14 protein-coding genes are annotated in these 16382 nt (G+C 68.9%); 7 read left to right on the top strand and 7 right to left on the bottom strand.

What is annotated here, in order from left to right:
• Positions 1 to 79: 79 nt before the first annotated feature.
• The gene (gene dnaB / locus ACZ4FH_RS01455) at positions 80 to 1561 is read right to left on the bottom strand and encodes a replicative DNA helicase (RefSeq protein WP_467301533.1); all 1482 of its coding nucleotides are present in this window, start codon (positions 1559 to 1561) and stop codon (positions 80 to 82) included.
• Positions 1562 to 2019: 458 nt separating this feature from the next.
• Between dnaB and ACZ4FH_RS01450 the strand changes: the two genes are divergently transcribed.
• On the top strand, positions 2020 to 3357 hold the full coding sequence (locus ACZ4FH_RS01450; RefSeq protein WP_467301532.1) for an MATE family efflux transporter: 1338 nt from the start codon (positions 2020 to 2022) through the stop codon (positions 3355 to 3357).
• Between the two features lie 127 nt (positions 3358 to 3484).
• Here the strand turns inward: ACZ4FH_RS01450 and rplI are convergent, their stop codons facing one another.
• The 4 genes from rplI to rpsF form a co-directional block, all read right to left on the bottom strand.
• Positions 3485 to 3931 carry a 50S ribosomal protein L9 gene (gene rplI / locus ACZ4FH_RS01445; protein ID WP_383631455.1) on the bottom strand — a complete coding sequence of 149 codons (447 nt, stop codon included), beginning with the start codon at positions 3929 to 3931 and terminating at the stop codon, positions 3485 to 3487.
• Positions 3932 to 3949: 18 nt separating this feature from the next.
• The gene (rpsR, locus tag ACZ4FH_RS01440; RefSeq protein ID WP_003967857.1) at positions 3950 to 4186 is read right to left on the bottom strand and encodes a 30S ribosomal protein S18; all 237 of its coding nucleotides are present in this window, start codon (positions 4184 to 4186) and stop codon (positions 3950 to 3952) included.
• Between the two features lie 43 nt (positions 4187 to 4229).
• Positions 4230 to 4823, bottom strand: a complete 594-nt coding sequence (locus ACZ4FH_RS01435; RefSeq protein ID WP_383631453.1) for a single-stranded DNA-binding protein — start codon at positions 4821 to 4823, stop codon at positions 4230 to 4232.
• Between the two features lie 74 nt (positions 4824 to 4897).
• A complete protein-coding gene (gene rpsF, locus ACZ4FH_RS01430) occupies positions 4898 to 5188 on the bottom strand; it encodes a 30S ribosomal protein S6 (RefSeq protein WP_018101872.1) in 291 nt (96 codons plus the stop codon).
• 280 nt (positions 5189 to 5468) lie between these two features.
• Here rpsF and ACZ4FH_RS01425 point away from each other — a divergent pair, with 280 nt between their 5' ends.
• From ACZ4FH_RS01425 to ACZ4FH_RS01415, 3 genes are all read left to right on the top strand, one after another.
• A complete protein-coding gene (locus ACZ4FH_RS01425) occupies positions 5469 to 5789 on the top strand; it encodes a hypothetical protein (RefSeq protein ID WP_467301531.1) in 321 nt (106 codons plus the stop codon).
• A gap of 186 nt (positions 5790 to 5975) precedes the next feature.
• Positions 5976 to 7094: a lipid II:glycine glycyltransferase FemX gene (locus ACZ4FH_RS01420; protein ID WP_383631447.1), complete on the top strand. Its 1119-nt coding sequence runs from the start codon at positions 5976 to 5978 to the stop codon at positions 7092 to 7094.
• A gap of 151 nt (positions 7095 to 7245) precedes the next feature.
• A complete protein-coding gene (locus ACZ4FH_RS01415) occupies positions 7246 to 8277 on the top strand; it encodes an alanine racemase (RefSeq protein WP_383631444.1) in 1032 nt (343 codons plus the stop codon).
• A gap of 28 nt (positions 8278 to 8305) precedes the next feature.
• Here ACZ4FH_RS01415 and ACZ4FH_RS01410 read toward each other — a convergent pair whose 3' ends face one another.
• On the bottom strand, positions 8306 to 9808 hold the full coding sequence (locus tag ACZ4FH_RS01410) for a glycosyltransferase family 87 protein (RefSeq protein WP_467301530.1): 1503 nt from the start codon (positions 9806 to 9808) through the stop codon (positions 8306 to 8308).
• 97 nt (positions 9809 to 9905) lie between these two features.
• A complete protein-coding gene (locus ACZ4FH_RS01405; protein WP_467301529.1) occupies positions 9906 to 12638 on the bottom strand; it encodes a transglycosylase domain-containing protein in 2733 nt (910 codons plus the stop codon).
• Positions 12639 to 13060: 422 nt separating this feature from the next.
• Here ACZ4FH_RS01405 and ACZ4FH_RS01400 point away from each other — a divergent pair, with 422 nt between their 5' ends.
• The 3 genes from ACZ4FH_RS01400 (at position 13061) to ACZ4FH_RS01390 (ending at position 16294) form a co-directional block, all read left to right on the top strand.
• Positions 13061 to 13765: a PadR family transcriptional regulator gene (locus ACZ4FH_RS01400; protein ID WP_467301528.1), complete on the top strand. Its 705-nt coding sequence runs from the start codon at positions 13061 to 13063 to the stop codon at positions 13763 to 13765.
• A 62-nt stretch (positions 13766 to 13827) separates the two neighbouring features.
• Complete coding sequence (locus tag ACZ4FH_RS01395) at positions 13828 to 14910, top strand: inositol-3-phosphate synthase (protein WP_467301527.1); 1083 nt, start codon at positions 13828 to 13830, stop codon at positions 14908 to 14910.
• 124 nt (positions 14911 to 15034) lie between these two features.
• Positions 15035 to 16294: an MFS transporter gene (locus ACZ4FH_RS01390; RefSeq protein ID WP_467301526.1), complete on the top strand. Its 1260-nt coding sequence runs from the start codon at positions 15035 to 15037 to the stop codon at positions 16292 to 16294.
• Positions 16295 to 16382 lie beyond the last annotated feature (88 nt).

Below are 16382 nucleotides of genomic sequence, written 5' to 3'. Positions count from 1 at the left end.
GGGCCAAGGCTACGAGCCAGGGCGCGGGGACGCGCGTGGCCGGCCACCGTACGGGTCCCCCGGCCCGCGCCCGGTCCGCTCAGGTCTGCGCCATGTCCACGAAGCGCGAGTAGTGCCCCTGGAAGGCGACGGTGATCGTCGCGGTCGGGCCGTTTCGGTGCTTGGCCACGATCAGGTCGGCCTCGCCCGCGCGCGGGGACTCCTTCTCGTAGGCGTCCTCCCGGTGCAGCAGGATCACCATGTCGGCGTCCTGCTCGATGGAGCCGGACTCACGGAGGTCGGAGACCATGGGCTTCTTGTCGGTGCGCTGCTCGGGGCCTCGGTTCAGCTGGGAGAGCGCGATGACCGGGAGCTGGAGCTCCTTGGCCAGCAGCTTGAGGTTTCGGGACATGTCCGAGACCTCCTGCTGACGGCTCTCGGCGCGCTTGGAGCCGCCGGACTGCATCAGCTGCAGATAGTCGATGACCACCAGCTTGAGGTCGTTGCGCTGCTTGAGCCGACGGCACTTGGCCCGGATCTCCATCATGGAGAGGTTCGGGGAGTCGTCGATGTACAGCGGGGCCGCGGACACGTCCGGCATCCGTCGCGCCAGCCGCGTCCAGTCCTCGTCGGTCATGGTGCCCGAACGCATGTGGTGCAGCGCCACCCGCGCCTCGGCGGAGAGCAGACGCATCGCGATCTCGTTCCGGCCCATTTCCAGGGAGAAGATCACGCTGGGCATATTGCTCTTGATCGAGCACGCCCGCGCGAAGTCCAGCGCGAGCGTCGACTTGCCCATGGCGGGACGGGCCGCGATGACGACCATCTGGCCCGGGTGCAGTCCGTTGGTGAGGGCGTCGAGATCGGTGAAGCCGGTCGGCACACCGGTCATCTCCCCGCTGCGCGAACCGATCGCCTCGATCTCGTCGAGCGCGCCCTCCATGATGTCGCCGAGCGGCAGGTAGTCCTCGCTGGTCCGCTGCTCGGTGACGGCGTAGATCTCGGCCTGCGCGGAGTTGACGATGTCGTCGACGTCGCCGTCGGCCGCGTATCCCATCTGCGTGATCTTCGTGCCGGCCTCGACGAGCCGCCGCAGGACCGCGCGCTCGTGCACGATCTCCGCGTAGTACGACGCGTTGGCCGCGGTCGGCACCGACTGGACCAGGGTGTGCAGATAGGGGGCTCCGCCGACCTTGGTGATCTCGCCGCGCTTGACCAGCTCGGCCGCCACGGTGATCGGGTCGGCCGGCTCCCCCTTGGCATAGAGGTCGAGGATCGCCTGGTAGACGGTCTCGTGCGCGGGGCGGTAGAAGTCGTGGCCCTTGATGATCTCCACGACATCGGCGATGGCGTCCTTGGACAGGAGCATGCCGCCGAGCACGGACTGCTCCGCGTCGAGGTCCTGGGGCGGGACGCGCTCGAAACCGGACGAGCCGCCTTCCCAGCCGTCGTTCTCCCGGCCCCGGTCGTGCTGCTCCCCGCGCTGCTGCCGGCCCTCGCCCCGGCGCTGACGGGACACGGGCAGCCGGTCGCTGGGACCGGTGTCGGCCCAGGGGTCGTCCAGGGGCTCAGGAATGCTCATCCGGCCACCTCCTCCCGTCCGCTCCGCGGACCTAGCCGTGCCACTCTTTCTTACGGCACGGCACCGACAAACAAGACGCCCGACTCCGGTTCCGGTGTGTCGGGTTCTACGGCTTCCGAAGCCGGAACACGGTGGGGGCGCCGGACCACGGTAGGCGTCCCGGCACCGTCAGCCAATCTGGTTATCCACAGGGCATGTGGACGACGGACCAGATGCTGTGGAGAACTCCGCAGAACCTGTGCACGGACCGGGGGACAGCACTGTGGACAAACTCATAGCAGCCCCGGCAGAAACCGCCTGACCTGCACCTTCTCCATCCACGACCTGTGGGGGAGAAAAACTTTTCCCCTCGGCTCACAATCCCGCCCGCGCCCCTGCGCCCGAACACCCCGCCGCAGCAAATGTAAGGATCCCAAGAGGCTTGCGTCCATTACCTGTGGAAGATTAGATTGGCCCTCATGACCCAGGCACCGGCGATCCCGCCGTCCCGTCGTCGCAGACACGACCGCGAGATCATCTCGCTGGCCGTGCCGGCCTTCGGCGCACTCGTGGCCGAGCCCCTCTTCGTGATGGTCGACAGCGCCATCGTCGGCCATCTGGGGACACCGCAACTGGCCGGACTGGCCGTGGCCGCCGCCCTGCTGACGACGGCCGTCAGTGTCTTCGTCTTCCTCGCCTACGCCACCACCGCAGCCGTCGCCCGCCGGATCGGCGCAGGCGATCCGGCCTCCGCGATCCGCCAGGGCATGGACGGCATCTGGCTGGCCATACTGCTCGGGGCCGCCGTCATCGCCGTCGCGCTCCCCCTGGCCCCGCGGCTCGTGGGCGTGTTCGGCGCATCCGACACCGCCGCCCCCTACGCCACCACCTATCTCCGGATCTCCAGCCTCGGCATCCCCGCCATGCTGGTCGTGATGGCAGCGACCGGTGTGCTGCGCGGGCTGCAGAACACCCGCACCCCGCTCTATGTCGCCATCGGCGGCTTCGCCGCCAACGCCGCACTCAACGCCGGGCTCGTCTACGGCGCCGGACTCGGCATCGCGGGCTCCGCCTGGGGCACCGTGATCGCCCAGGTCGGCATGGCCGCCGCCTATCTCGTCGTGGTCGTCCGCGGCGCCCGGCGGCACGGCGCCTCCCTGCGCCCCGACGCCGCCGGCATCAGGGCCAGCGCCCAGGCCGGCGTCCCACTCCTGGTCCGCACGCTGTCGCTCCGCGCCGTTCTGCTCATCGCCACGGCCGTCGCGGCCCGGCTGGGCGATACCGAGATCGCCGCCCACCAGATCATCCTGTCCCTGTGGAGCCTGATGGCGTTCGCCCTGGACGCCATCGCGATCGCCGGCCAGGCCATCATCGGCCGCTATCTGGGCGCCGACGATCCCAAGGGCGCCCGGGAGGCCTGCCACCGTATGGTCCAGTGGGGCATCGCCTCCGGCGTGGTCTTCGGCGCGCTGATCGTTCTGGCCCGCCCGCTGTTCGTGCCCCTGTTCACCGGCGACCAGTCCGTGCAGGACACGCTCTTCCCGGCCCTGCTGGTGGTGGCGCTGACCCAGCCGGTCGCCGGAGTCGTCTTCGTCCTGGACGGAGTGCTGATGGGCGCCGGGGACGGGCCTTATCTGGCCTGGGCCATGCTGGTCACCCTGGCCGTCTTCGCCCCGGCCGCCCTGCTGGTGCCCGTCATCGGCGGGGGACTGACCACCCTCTGGTGCGCGATGGCGCTGATGATGCTCGTCCGGATGGCGACGCTGTGGCTCCGTACCCGCTCCGGGAAATGGCTGGTCACCGGAGCCACTCGCTGAACGTACCCCGTGTCCGTTTCACGTGAAACCGACACCGCCCGCACCCGCAACCACGAGCGGACCCAACGGCGAAGGGCCGCACCCAAGGGGTGCGGCCCTTCGCTGTTCTGCTGGGATGCGGCCCGAATCAGGCGGCAACGACCTCGACGCCGAGCTTCGCAGCGACCTCGGGGTGCAGACGGACGGACACCTGGTGTCCGCCGAGCGTCTTGATCGGCGAGCCGAGCTCGACGCGACGCTTGTCGACCTCCGGACCACCGGCGGCCTTGATCGCCGAGGCGATGTCGGCCGGGGTGACGGAGCCGAAGAGACGGCCGGCGTCGCCGGAGCGAACGGCCAGACGGACCTTCACGGCCTCGAGCTTGGTCTTGATCTCGTTGGCCTGCTCGATCGTGGCGATCTCGTGGATCTTGCGGGCGCGGCGGATCTGCGCCACGTCCTTCTCGCCACCCTTGGTCCAGCGGATGGCGAAGCCACGCGGAACCAGGTAGTTACGGGCGTACCCGTCCTTGACGTCGACGACGTCGCCCGCAGCACCGAGGCCGGAGACCTCGTGGGTGAGGATGATCTTCATGTTTCGGTCACCCTTCCCTTATCGCGCGGTGGACGTGTAGGGCAGCAGCGCCATCTCACGGCTGTTCTTCACGGCCGTGGCGACGTCACGCTGGTGCTGCGTGCAGTTGCCGGTGACGCGGCGGGCACGGATCTTGCCGCGGTCGGAAATGAACTTCCGCAGCATGTTCGTGTCCTTGTAGTCCACGTACTGGGTCTTGTCCTTGCAGAACGCGCAGACCTTCTTCTTAGGCTTGCGCACAGGCGGCTTCGCCATGGTGTTTCTCCTGTGTGATCAAGAAGTGGGGGTACGAGCTGCCCTAGAAGGGCGGCTCGTCCGAGTAGCCGCCGCCGGAACCGCCGGAGTTTCCACCCCAGCCGCCCTGGCCCCCGCCCTGCTGGCCGCCGCCGGACGGTGCGCTGGTGGCCCAGGGGTCATCGGCGGGAGCGCCGCCACCCTGTCCACCGGAACCGGGACCGCCGCCCCAGTTGCCGCCACCGCCCTGCTGGCCGCCGCCGTATCCACCCTGGCCGCCCTGACCACCGCGACCGGTGGTCTTGGTGACCTTGGCCGTGGCGTTCTTGAGACTGGGGCCGACTTCCTCGACGTCCAGCTCGTAGACCGTGCGCTTGACGCCCTCGCGGTCTTCGTACGACCGCTGCTTCAGCCGGCCCTGCACGACAACGCGCATGCCTCGCGTGAGCGACTCGGCGACGTTCTCCGCCGCCTGCCGCCAGACCGAGCAGGTAAGGAACAGGCCTTCGCCGTCCTTCCACTCATTGGTCTGCCGGTCGAAGATGCGGGGAGTGGACGCGACGCGGAACTTCGCGACCGCCGCACCGGACGGGGTGAAGCGCAGCTCGGGGTCGTCGACGAGATTGCCGACGACCGTGATGACGGTCTCGCCTGCCATGGATGAACCTCTCGGCGGGATTTACTTCTGGCTGCTTGCTGCTACTCGAACCCGATGACCGCTGAGCCGGAAGCTCAGTGGATCTCGGGACGGAGGACCTTGGTCCGGAGGACCGACTCGTTCAGGTTCATCTGGCGGTCGAGCTCCTTGACGACCGCAGGCTCGGCCTGCAGGTCGATGACCGAGTAGATGCCCTCGGGCTTCTTCTTGATCTCGTAAGCGAGACGACGACGGCCCCAGGTGTCGACCTTCTCCACCTTTCCTTCGCCCTCACGGACGACGGAGAGGAAGTTCTCGATCAGCGGGGAGACAGCGCGCTCCTCGAGATCGGGGTCGAGGATGACCATCACCTCGTAGTGACGCATGTGGAACCCACCTCCTTTGGACTCAGCGGCCACGGTCGTTCCGTGGCAGGAGGGTCGTGATGCGTGCGCATCGATGTCTCCGAGTAGAACAGCCGCCACTGACAACGCCCTCCCCGAAGGTGGGGGCTGCCTGTGCCGGCCTGGGCAGACAACGGTGCAGACCGTCCAGAGTACCCGCAGACCGCCTTCCGGTTGAAATCCGGTGGTCAGGAGACGCAATCTGGACACATCGGGTGTGAGCGGCGCCACGACGCGCCGCCTTTCGGCCAGGAGGTGCTCCATGGCACAAGCAATGCGAACCCGCTCCCGCTCCTCCGTCTCGCTCTTCGCGACGGACGGCAGGCCCCATCCCCTCCAGAACGCCCTGGTGGCCGTGACGGTGGTGCTCGGCGCCCTCGCGTTCGTGACGGCGATGTTCCACAGCCTGCATCTGCTCAGCTCGTGGGCCGGGCTCGTGGGGATCCTCACGGGGGTGTACGGGATCTACATCTCCGCGACCACGCGCGAGAGGTTCCCGCTCTTCCTCGGCACGGGCGCGGCGGCCATCGGGTTCTTCCTCGGCATGGCCCACGGCGGACTCTTCGGCGGCGTGATCGGCTGATCACGCACCGGAGCGTTCCCGGCGGTGCGCGGGGCGGAGCGTCCACGGACGGTCCGCCCCGTTCCCGTGCGCCCGGGAGCACAGGTGCGACGGGGCCAGACCGCCCGCTGCCCGGTCACAGTAGGCTTCGGCGCGAGAGCCGGAGCCCCTGACCGATGGGGACACACCTGCCGAGGAGCGCCCCGCATGAGCCTGACCCTGAGGACCATCAGCCGAGAGCAGCATCTGGCGTACATCCAGAGTCTGCCCGCGGCCAGTCACATGCAGGTCCCGGCATGGGCGGACGTGAAGGCCGAATGGCGTTCGGAGAGCCTCGGCTGGTTCGACAAGGGCGGTCAGCTCGTCGGCGTCGGTCTGGTGCTCTACCGCCAGCTGCCGAAGATCAAGCGCTACCTCGCGTACCTTCCCGAGGGCCCGGTCATCAACTGGTACGCCCCCAACCTCAGCGACTGGCTCGAACCGATGCTCGCGCACCTCAAGCAGCAGGGCGCCTTCTCCGTGAAGATGGGCCCGCCCGTCGTCATCCGCCGCTGGGACGCCGCCGCCATCAAGGGCGGCATCCAGGACCCCGAGGTCAAGCGCCTGCGCGACATCGAGGCCACCCACATCGAGCCGCGCGCCTTCGAGGTCGCCGACCGGCTCCGCAAGATGGGCTGGCAGCAGGGCGAGGACGGCGGCGCCGGATTCGGTGACGTACAGCCCCGCTACGTCTTCCAGGTGCCGCTGGCCAACCGCTCCCTGGAGGACGTCCACAAGGGCTTCAACCAGCTGTGGCGCCGCAACATCAAGAAGGCCGAGAAGGCCGGCGTCGAGGTCGTCCAGGGCAGCTACGCCGAGCTCGCCGAGTGGCAGCGGCTGTACGAGATCACCGCGGAGCGCGACCACTTCCGCCCGCGCCCGCTGGGCTACTTCCAGCGCATGTGGACGGCGCTCAACACCGAGGACCCCAACCGGATGCGGCTCTACTTCGCCCGCCACGAGGGGGAGAACGTCGCGGCCGCCACCATGCTGATCGTGGGCGGCCACGTCTGGTACTCGTACGGCGCCTCGGCCAACCACAAGCGCGAGGTCCGCCCCTCGAACGCGATGCAGTGGCGGATGCTCCGCGACGCGTACGCCATGGGCGCCACCGTCTACGACCTGCGCGGCATCTCCGACTCGCTGGACGAGACCGACCACCTCTTCGGCCTCATCCAGTTCAAGGTGGGCACCGGCGGACAGGCCGCGGAGTACCTCGGCGAGTGGGACTTCCCGCTCAACAAGCTGCTCCACAAGGCCCTCGACATCTACATGTCGCGCCGCTGATCCGCCGTACGGACCGCTGATCAGCCGCACAAGGCTGACGAAACCGGCTTCATTCGTTTCAATGGGCTCGTCCGGAAACTCCTGTGGAGGCGCTTCCGGAGCACCGCACCCTTCGACCCCCCGCAGCCACCAGAAAGGTCCCGGACCGGCCATGGCGCTCTCCCTGTACGTCGACACCGCGCGCTGGCGGGCGCACCAGAAATCCGTCCTCGACCAGTTCCCCGGCCTCGTGCCGGTCTGCAAGGGCAACGGATACGGCTTCGGCCACGAGCGGCTGGCCGACGAGGCCATCCGCTTCGGCTCCGACATCCTCGCGGTCGGCACCACCTACGAAGCGGCCCGCATCAAGGACTGGTTCAGCGGTGATCTGCTGGTGCTCACCCCGTTCCGGCGGGGCGAGGAGCCGGTGCCGCTGCCGGACCGCGTCGTCCGCTCCGTCTCCTCCGTGGACGGCGTGCACGCCCTGGTGGGCGCGCGGGTCGTCATCGAGTGCATGTCCTCGATGAAGCGGCACGGCGTCAAGGAGGAGGAGCTCGGGCAGCTGCACGCCGCCATCGAGGACGTGCGCCTCGAAGGGTTCGCCCTCCACCTCCCGCTGGACCGCACGGACGGTTCGGACGCCGTCGAGGAGGTCATCGCGTGGATGGACCGCCTGCGGGCGGCCCGGCTGCCGCTGCACACGATGTTCGTCAGCCATCTGCGGGCCGAGGAGCTGGGCCGGCTCCAGCAGCAGTTCCCGCAGACCCGGTTCCGCGCCCGGATCGGCACCCGGCTCTGGCTCGGGGACCACGAGGCGACCGAGTACCGCGGCGCGGTGCTCGACGTCACCCCGGTGGTCAAGGGCGACCGGTTCGGCTACCGGCAGCAGAAGGCGGCCTCCGACGGCTGGCTGGTCGTCGTCGCGGGCGGCACCTCGCACGGCGTGGGCCTGGAGGCTCCGAAGGCCCTGCACGGGGTCATGCCGCGCGCCAAGGGCGTCGCACGGGCCGGTCTGGCGACCGTGAACCGCAATCTGTCGCCGTTCGTCTGGGCGGGCAAGCAGCGCTGGTTCGCCGAGCCGCCGCACATGCAGGTCTCGATCCTGTTCGTGCCCTCGGACGCCGAGGAGCCGCGGGTGGGCGACGAGCTGGTGGCCCATCTGCGCCACACGACCACGCAGTTCGACCGCCTCGTCGACCGCTGACCCCGCCGGGGCGGGGCCACGCCCCGCCTCAGTCGGTGACCGGGGCCGTCCCGGCCGCGCCCCACTCCACCCGCGGCGCCTCCGTCTCCCGCGCCTCCTGGTACGGGGCGTGGGCGCCCGCGCGCGCCAGCACGAAGACGTCCTCGGCCCCGTCGAGCACCCCGCCCGACGGGTCGTCCGAGCCGTCGGCGCGCACCCCGTCGCGTTCCGGCATCACGATGTCGCGTACGACCACGGCGCACAGGTAGGCCGTGCCCAGCAGGTGCAGCACGATCGCGAGCTGGTAGCCCTCGGTGGGCAGCCCCTGGTGCTTGTCGCCGCTCGTCGTGTACGCGAGGTACATCCAGATCCCCAGGAAGTACATGACCTCGCACGCCTGCCAGATCAGGAAGTCCCGCCAGCGCGGCCGGGCCAGCGCGGCGAGCGGGATCAGCCAGAGCACGTACTGCGGTGAGTAGACCTTGTTGACCAGGATGAACACCGCCACGACGAGGAAGGCGAGCTGGGCGAAACGCGGCCGGCGGGGTGCCATCAGCGTCAGGACCCCGATCAGCGCGCACAGCGCGATCGTGGTCAGCATCGAGACGGTGTTGACCGTGGAGACGTCGATGGGCTCGCCCGTGCGCTGCGTGATGATCAGCCAGAACGATCCGAAGTCGATCCCGCGTTCCTCGCTGAAGCTGTAGAACTTCTTCCATCCCTCGGGGGCGAAGACCATGACCGGCAGGTTGACCACCAGCCAGGAGGCGGCGGCCCCGAGGACCGCCGCCCCGAACTCGCGCCACTTCCCGGCCCGCCAGCACAGGACGAACACGGGCCCCAGCAGGAACACGGGGTAGAGCTTGGCGGCCGTGGCGAGCCCGATGAGGACGCCGAACGCGAGCGGACGGCTGCGGGACCACATGAGCATCGCCGCGGCCGTGAGCGCGATGGCCAGCAGGTCCCAGTTGATGGTGGCGGTGAGGGCGAACGCCGGGGCCAGCGCGACCAGCAGGGCGTCCCAGGGGCGGCGCCGGTGCGTCCGCGCGACGCAGACGGCGATCACGGCGGTGCAGATCATCAGCATGCCCGCGTTGACGAGCCAGTAGACCTGCTCCTGGTGCTGCAGGGAGCCGCCGCCCGGAGTCAGCCAGGCGGCGATCTGCATGAACACCCCGGTGAGCACCGGGTACTCCAGGAACTCCATGTCGCCGGGAAGCCGGTCGAAGTACGGCACCAGCCCGTCCGAGAAGCCGCGCGCGGCGAACAGATGCGGGATGTCGGAGTAGCAGGCGTGGGTGTACTGCGAGCCGGCGCCCCGGAACCACGCCCAGTTGTAGCAGGGCAGCTTCTGCACCATGCCGAGCGCGAACATCCCGAGGGCCACCAGTGCGACGGCCCCGACGGGGGTGAGGGCGGTACTGCCCAGGCGCGTCCAGCGCCCCGACCTCCCGCCGATCAGCTCGCTGCCGGCCGCGGCCACCTCGTCGCGGTGCGTGGGCCGTACGACCGACGGTTCCTGGTGCACGCTCGTGTCCTCTGCGCTTGGCATGCCGCACATCCTGCCGTACGGCACTGTGGAAACGGCGAGGGCCGCCGCACCCTGGGGTGCCGCGGCCCTCGTGTCCGTCCCGGATCGTCTCCGGGCGCTAGCCGGATGTTCCGGCGAACCAGTTCCCGTTGCCGTTCCCGTTGCCGTTGCCGGTGCCCCCGGTGTCGGGCGACGCGCTGACGCCTCCGTCGCCCGCGGTGGTTCCGGCGTCCGCGCCGCTGGTCGTCCCGTCGGTCGTTCCCGCGTCGGTGCCGGCGTTGGCCCCTCCGTTGTTGTTGCCGCCGTTGTTGTTCTGGCAGTTCCAGTCCCAGGTGCCGCAGGTGGTCTGGGACGGGTCCGGCTTCGGCAGCTCGGGGGTGGGCGACGGGGTGTTCTCCGGCGTCTGGGAGGGCGTCGGCGTGGGCGTCGGGCTGGGCGTCGGCTTGGGGCTCGACGCGCCGCCGCCGTAGACCTTCTCACCGATCTCTTCCGGCTTCGGGAAGGAGACCTTCTCCATGCCCTCCATGGCGTCCGCCATGTAGTCGTGCCAGATCTGGGCGGGGAACGACGCACCGTGGATCTTCTTCTCGCCACCGGTGCCGAACATCTTCTCGAACTCGCGGTTCTTGTGGCTCTCGTCGTCGTCCAGCCGGAACATGCTGATCGCGGTCGACAGCTGCGGGGTGTACCCCACGAACCAGGCCGAGCGGTTGCCGTCCGTGGTACCGGTCTTGCCCGCGACATCGCGGCCCGGGAGCTTGGCCGGGGTACCGGTGCCGTGCTCGACGACGTTCTTCAGGACGTCGGTGACGTTGTCCGCGATGACGTTGGAGAAGGCGCTCTTGGTGACCACCTCGTGGCGGTAGATCACCTCGCCGCGCTTCTTCACCTCGGTCACCGAGAACGGCTCGCGCTGCTGGCCGCTGGCCGCGAACGTGGCGTACGCACCGGCCATGCGGGTCGCACTGGGCGAGGAGGTGCCGATGGAGAAGGAGGGCACCGTGGAGTTGGCCATGTAGTTGTCGTCCTTGAGGCCGGCCGCCATGGCGACCTTCTTCACCTTGTCGGTGCCGACGTCCATGCCCAGCTGCACATAGGGGGAGTTGCCGGAGACCCGCATCGCCTCACGCAGGGTGACGGGCCCCAGGTTCTCGCCGCCGTCGTTGGTCTGGAGCCACTCCTTGCCCTTGTCGTCGAACCAGATGTCCCCGTTGTACTTCTTAATCCTCAGCTTGTTGTCGCCGTTGTAGACGCTCTCCGGCGAGACCTTCGTACGCTCCGACTCGCCCTGCTCCGAACCGCCCGAGGGATCGCGCTTGCCGTACTCCATGGCGGCCGCCAGCACGAACGGCTTGAACGTCGAACCGACCGGGGCACCGGTGGGGTCGGCGTTGTTGGCGTAGTGCTTCGTCGCGTCCTGGCCGCCGTAGATCGCCACGATCGCGCCGGTCTTCGGATCGATCGAGGAGCCGCCGAACTGGACGTGCGTGTCCTTGGTCGGGCGCTTCTTCGGGTCGATCTTCTCCTTGTAGACGCGGTCGACGGCCTTGGTGAGCTGGTTGACCTTCTTCTTGTCGAAGGTCGTGTGGATCTCGTACCCGCCCTGGTCCAGCTGCTCCTTGGTGACCTTGCTGCTGTTGAGGAAGTTGGCGCGGGCCATCGAGACGAGATAGCCGATCTGACCGCCCAGCTGGGCGTCCTTCTTCGGCTTCACGGGCATCGGGAACTCGGTGTACTTGGCTCGGTCGGTGGGCGACAGCCGGCCGTCCTTCACCTCTTCGTCGAGGATCCACTTCCAGCGCTTCATGGCGCGGGCCTTGTTCTTCTCCGGTGTCGCGTTCACCGGATCGACCAGCGTGGCGCCCGCGGGGTCGTAGTACGTGGGGCCCTTGAGCAGCGAGGCCAGGACCGCGCACTCGCTCGGGTTCAGGTCCTTGGCGTCCTTGTTGTAGTACGTCCGCGCGGCGGCCTGGATACCCGAGGCGCCTCGCCCGTAGGACGAGACGTTGAGGTATCCGGCCATGATGTCCTTCTTGTCCATCTTGCTGCCGACCTTCAGCGTGATGAACAGTTCCTCGAACTTGCGGCTCAGGGTCTGTTCCTGGGAGAGCCGCGAGTTCTTCACGTACTGCTGGGTGATCGTCGAACCACCCTGGGTCTGACCGCCCTTGGCCATGTTGAACAGGGCGCGGCCGATGCCCATGGGGTCGATGCCGTGGTCGTGGTCGAAGGACTTGTTCTCCGCCGAGATGACGGCGTTGCGCATCGCTTCCGGGATCTGGGCATAGTCGATGATCTGGCGGTTGACATCACCGCCGGTCGCGACCATCTGCGACCCGTCCTTCCAGAAGTAGACGTTGTTCTCCGCCACCGCGGCTTCCTGGACCTTGGGCAGGCCGACCATCGCGTACGCGAGTCCGGCGAAGCCCATCAGCAGCCCGAGGAAGCCGATGCAGAGGCCCGAGATCAGTTTCCAGGAGGGCACCCAGCGGCGCAGGCCGCTGCGTCCCGCGCGCGGGTAGTCGATGAAGCGCTTCTTGACCGGGCGCTGGGCCGCCCGTCCGCGGCCGCGTCCGGGGCCCTCGTGGCCGCCGTCCCCACCGCGGCGCCGTCCGCCGCCACCGCCTCCGTCGTGGCCGCCCCGGCCGCCGCCGGCGCCCCGCTGGGCGGCTCGTCTGGCCGCGGCACGTCCGCCGTACGGGGCCGCGTCGCCGTGCGAGCCGGAATGTGATTCAGAAGTCACTCCGCGTGACGGTGCCGCACGGCGTCCGGAGGACTGCTGGGCGGCTCGTCTGGCCGCGGCACGTCCGCCACCTTGCGGTTGCGGCGTCTTGCGACGGTGCTCGCTCATCGAACGACTACTCCTCGGGCAGGCGAGAACGCCTGGAAGCGGCAGTTGAGATCCGGTGTCCCCCGATGCGGAACGGTCCCGCGAGAGACCTGTCCGCAGTGCATCCGGTCACCCCGCGACGGCGTACGTCCCCGTACGTCGCACGGCTCCCGGTGGTCTGCATGCCGCACAGACTACGCACGGTCAAAACCCTCCTGGAGCCGAACTTCACCCCAAATTACGCAAGTCGGTTGCTACGAATTAGCGATGTGACGCCGTTCACTAAGGCCCCCCTTGTCGCGGCTCGCGGTCCGATCTATCGTGCTGATGTATCGAGCCGATACATCAGCTCGGTACATCGGCTCAGTACATCGGTCCGGTACACCGGTCCGGCACCGGCCGTGTGAGAGCACGCGGAGCAGACGGAGAAGGAGGAGGCGGGGTTGAGCAGACGCTCGGGCATTCTCGAATTCGCCGTTCTCGGACTGCTCCGCGAGTCCCCGATGCACGGCTACGAGCTGCGCAAGCGCCTCAACACCTCGTTGGGGATCTTCCGCGCCTTCAGCTACGGCACCCTCTACCCCTGCCTCAAGACGCTGGTCGCCAACGGCTGGTTGATCGAGGAACCGGGAACGGCTCCGGCCGACCTCTCGCCCGGCACCGGCCGTGCGGTCGCCCCCGCCTCCTCGCTGGCGGGACGCCGCGCCAAGATCGTCTACCGGCTGACGGCGGAAGGTAAGGAGCACTTCGAGGAGCTGCTCTCGCACACCGGCCCCGACTCCTGGGAGGACGAGCACTTCGCGGCCCGTTTCGCCTTCTTCGGGCAGACGGAGCACGACGTGCGGATGCGGGTGCTGGAAGGCCGTCGCAGCAGGCTGGAGGAGCGTCTCGAGAAGATGAGCGCCTCTCTGGCCCGCACCCGCGAGCGCCTCGACGATTACACACTTGAGCTGCAGCGACACGGCATGGAGTCCGTGGAGCGCGAAGTGCGCTGGCTGAACGAGCTCATCGAGAGCGAGCGGTCGGGACGGGATCAGCGACGATCCTCGCCCGAGGGCTCAGCTCAGCAGAACACCGCAGGAGAGCCGGACGGCCTGCCCCGGCGGGGTAACAACCCGCCGGATCCGTCCGGCGACACCGCCACGTGAGGTTCCCGCAGATCCGCGGGGCCCTCATCAGGAACATCCATTACACACAGGGAGCAACCGGAATGGGTTCGGTTCGCGTAGCCATCGTCGGCGTGGGCAACTGCGCCGCCTCGCTGGTCCAGGGCGTCGAGTACTACAAGGACGCCGATCCGGCCGGCAAGGTGCCCGGCCTGATGCACGTCCAGTTCGGCGACTACCACGTGCGGGACGTCGAGTTCGTCGCCGCCTTCGACGTCGACGCGAAGAAGGTCGGCCTCGACCTCTCGGACGCCATCGGCGCCAGCGAGAACAACACCATCAAGCTCTGCGACGTGCCGAACGCCGGCGTCACCGTCCAGCGCGGCCACACCCACGACGGCCTGGGCAAGTACTACCGCCAGACCATCGAGGAGTCCGCCGAGGCCCCGGTCGACATCGTCCAGGTCCTCAAGGACCGCAAGGTCGACGTCTTGGTCTGCTACCTGCCCGTCGGTTCCGAGGTCGCCGCGAAGTTCTACGCGCAGTGCGCCATCGACGCCAAGGTCGCGTTCGTCAACGCCCTCCCGGTCTTCATCGCCGGCACCAAGGAGTGGGCCAACAAGTTCACCGAGGCCGGTGTCCCGATCGTCGGCGACGACATCAAGTCGCAGGTCGGCGCCACCATCACGCACCGCGTGATGGCGAAGCTGTTCGAGGACCGCGGTGTCATCCTGGACCGCACCATGCAGCTGAACGTCGGCGGCAACATGGACTTCAAGAACATGCTCGAGCGCGAGCGCCTGGAGTCCAAGAAGATCTCCAAGACGCAGGCCGTCACCTCGCAGATCCGTGACCGCGAGCTGGGTGCGGACAACGTCCACATCGGCCCGTCGGACTACGTGGCCTGGCTGGACGACCGCAAGTGGGCGTACGTGCGCCTCGAGGGCCGTGCCTTCGGTGACGTTCCGCTGAACCTGGAGTACAAGCTCGAGGTGTGGGACTCCCCGAACTCGGCCGGTGTCATCATCGACGCCGTCCGCGCCGCGAAGATCGCCAAGGACCGCGGCATCGGCGGCCCGATCCTCTCGGCCTCCTCGTACTTCATGAAGTCCCCGCCGGTTCAGTACTTCGACGACGAGGCCCGCGAGAACGTCGAGAAGTTCATCCGCGGTGAGGTCTCCAACTGACGTCACCTGACAGGGTGCGTCGGCGCGGCACGGCGGGGAGCGGCAACGCTCCCCGGCCCCCGCACCGTTGAGGGTCCCCGGGCAATCCGCCCGGGGACCCTCAACGTATGTGACCCTTGCTCCCATGCCTGTCGTGCATGACCTGCGCATACTTCTGCGTCTCCGGAACTTCCGCCGCCTGCTGGCCGTGCGGATCCTGTCCCAGTCGGCCGACGGCGTCTACCAGGTGGCCCTCGCGGCCCATGTCGTCTTCTCCCCCGAGAACCAGGCCTCCGCCGGCGCCATCGCCTCCGCGATGGCCGTCCTGCTGCTTCCCTACTCGCTCGTCGGCCCCTTCGCCGGGGTGCTGCTGGACCGCTGGCCCCGCCGGCAGGTCTTCCTCCACGGGAACCTGCTGCGCGCCGCGCTCGCCTGCTGCACCGCCCTCCTGATGCTGGGCTCGGCCCCCGACTGGCTGTTCTACGCCTCGGCCCTCTGCGTCACCGCGGTCAACCGCTTCGTCCTCGCCGGACTCTCCGCGGCCCTTCCCCGCGTCGTCGACCGCGATCTCCTGGTCCTCGCCAACTCCGTCTCACCGACCGCGGGCACCCTCGCCGCCACGGCGGGCGGGGGACTCGCCTTCGCCGTGCGGCTGCTGCTCTCCGATTCCGATGCCGCCGTGGTGCTCCTGGGCGCCGGGCTCTACCTCGCCTCGGCACTGACCTCACTGAGCCTCGCCACCCGGCTGCTGGGCCCGGACCGGGCGGACAGCGATCTCAGCCTGCGCACGGCCCTGGCGGTCACCGCCCGGGGGCTGGGCCACGGGCTGCGCCATCTGGCGGAACGGAAGCACGCGACCCGGGCGCTGGCGGCCATGACCGTGATCCGCTTCTGCTACGGGGCACTGACGGTGATGCTGCTGATGCTCTGCCGGTACGCCTGGACCGACAACGAGTCCGACGGGCTGGCGCTGCTCGGGCTGGCGGTGGGCGTCTCCGGGGCGGGGTTCTTCGCCGCGGCCGTCCTGACGCCCTGGGCCGCGGGGCGGCTGGGCCGGTTCCGCTGGATGGCGGTGTGCGCGGGGACGGCCGCCGTACTCGAACCGGCCCTGGGGCTCTGGTTCCGGCTGGCTCCCATGCTCGTCGCCGCCTTTCTCCTCGGGCTGGTCACCCAGGGGGCGAAGATCGCGACCGACACCGTGGTGCAGACGGGCGTGGACGACGCCTTCCGCGGACGGGTCTTCTCGCTCTACGACGTCCTCTTCAATGTGGCGTTCGTCGGCGCCGCGGCCGCCGCGGCGCTCTCCCTGCCCGCCGACGGGAAGTCTCCGACCGTGGTGATCGCGGTGGGAGTGCTCTACGCCGTGGTGGCCGTGGCGCTGTTCCGGTGGCGCAGGACCGGCTGAGGGCGTTGTTTCACGTGAAACAACACCCTCGCCCTCATGAGGAACCGCGCCCCGTGTGCGCGGGACAACGCTTCGGCGCGGTACCCCG

It is taken from the genome of Streptomyces sp. NPDC024555 (assembly GCF_055559335.1).
The sequence above is the reverse complement of the archived record's forward strand: the minus strand, read 5'-3'. Positions and strand labels throughout refer to the sequence as shown.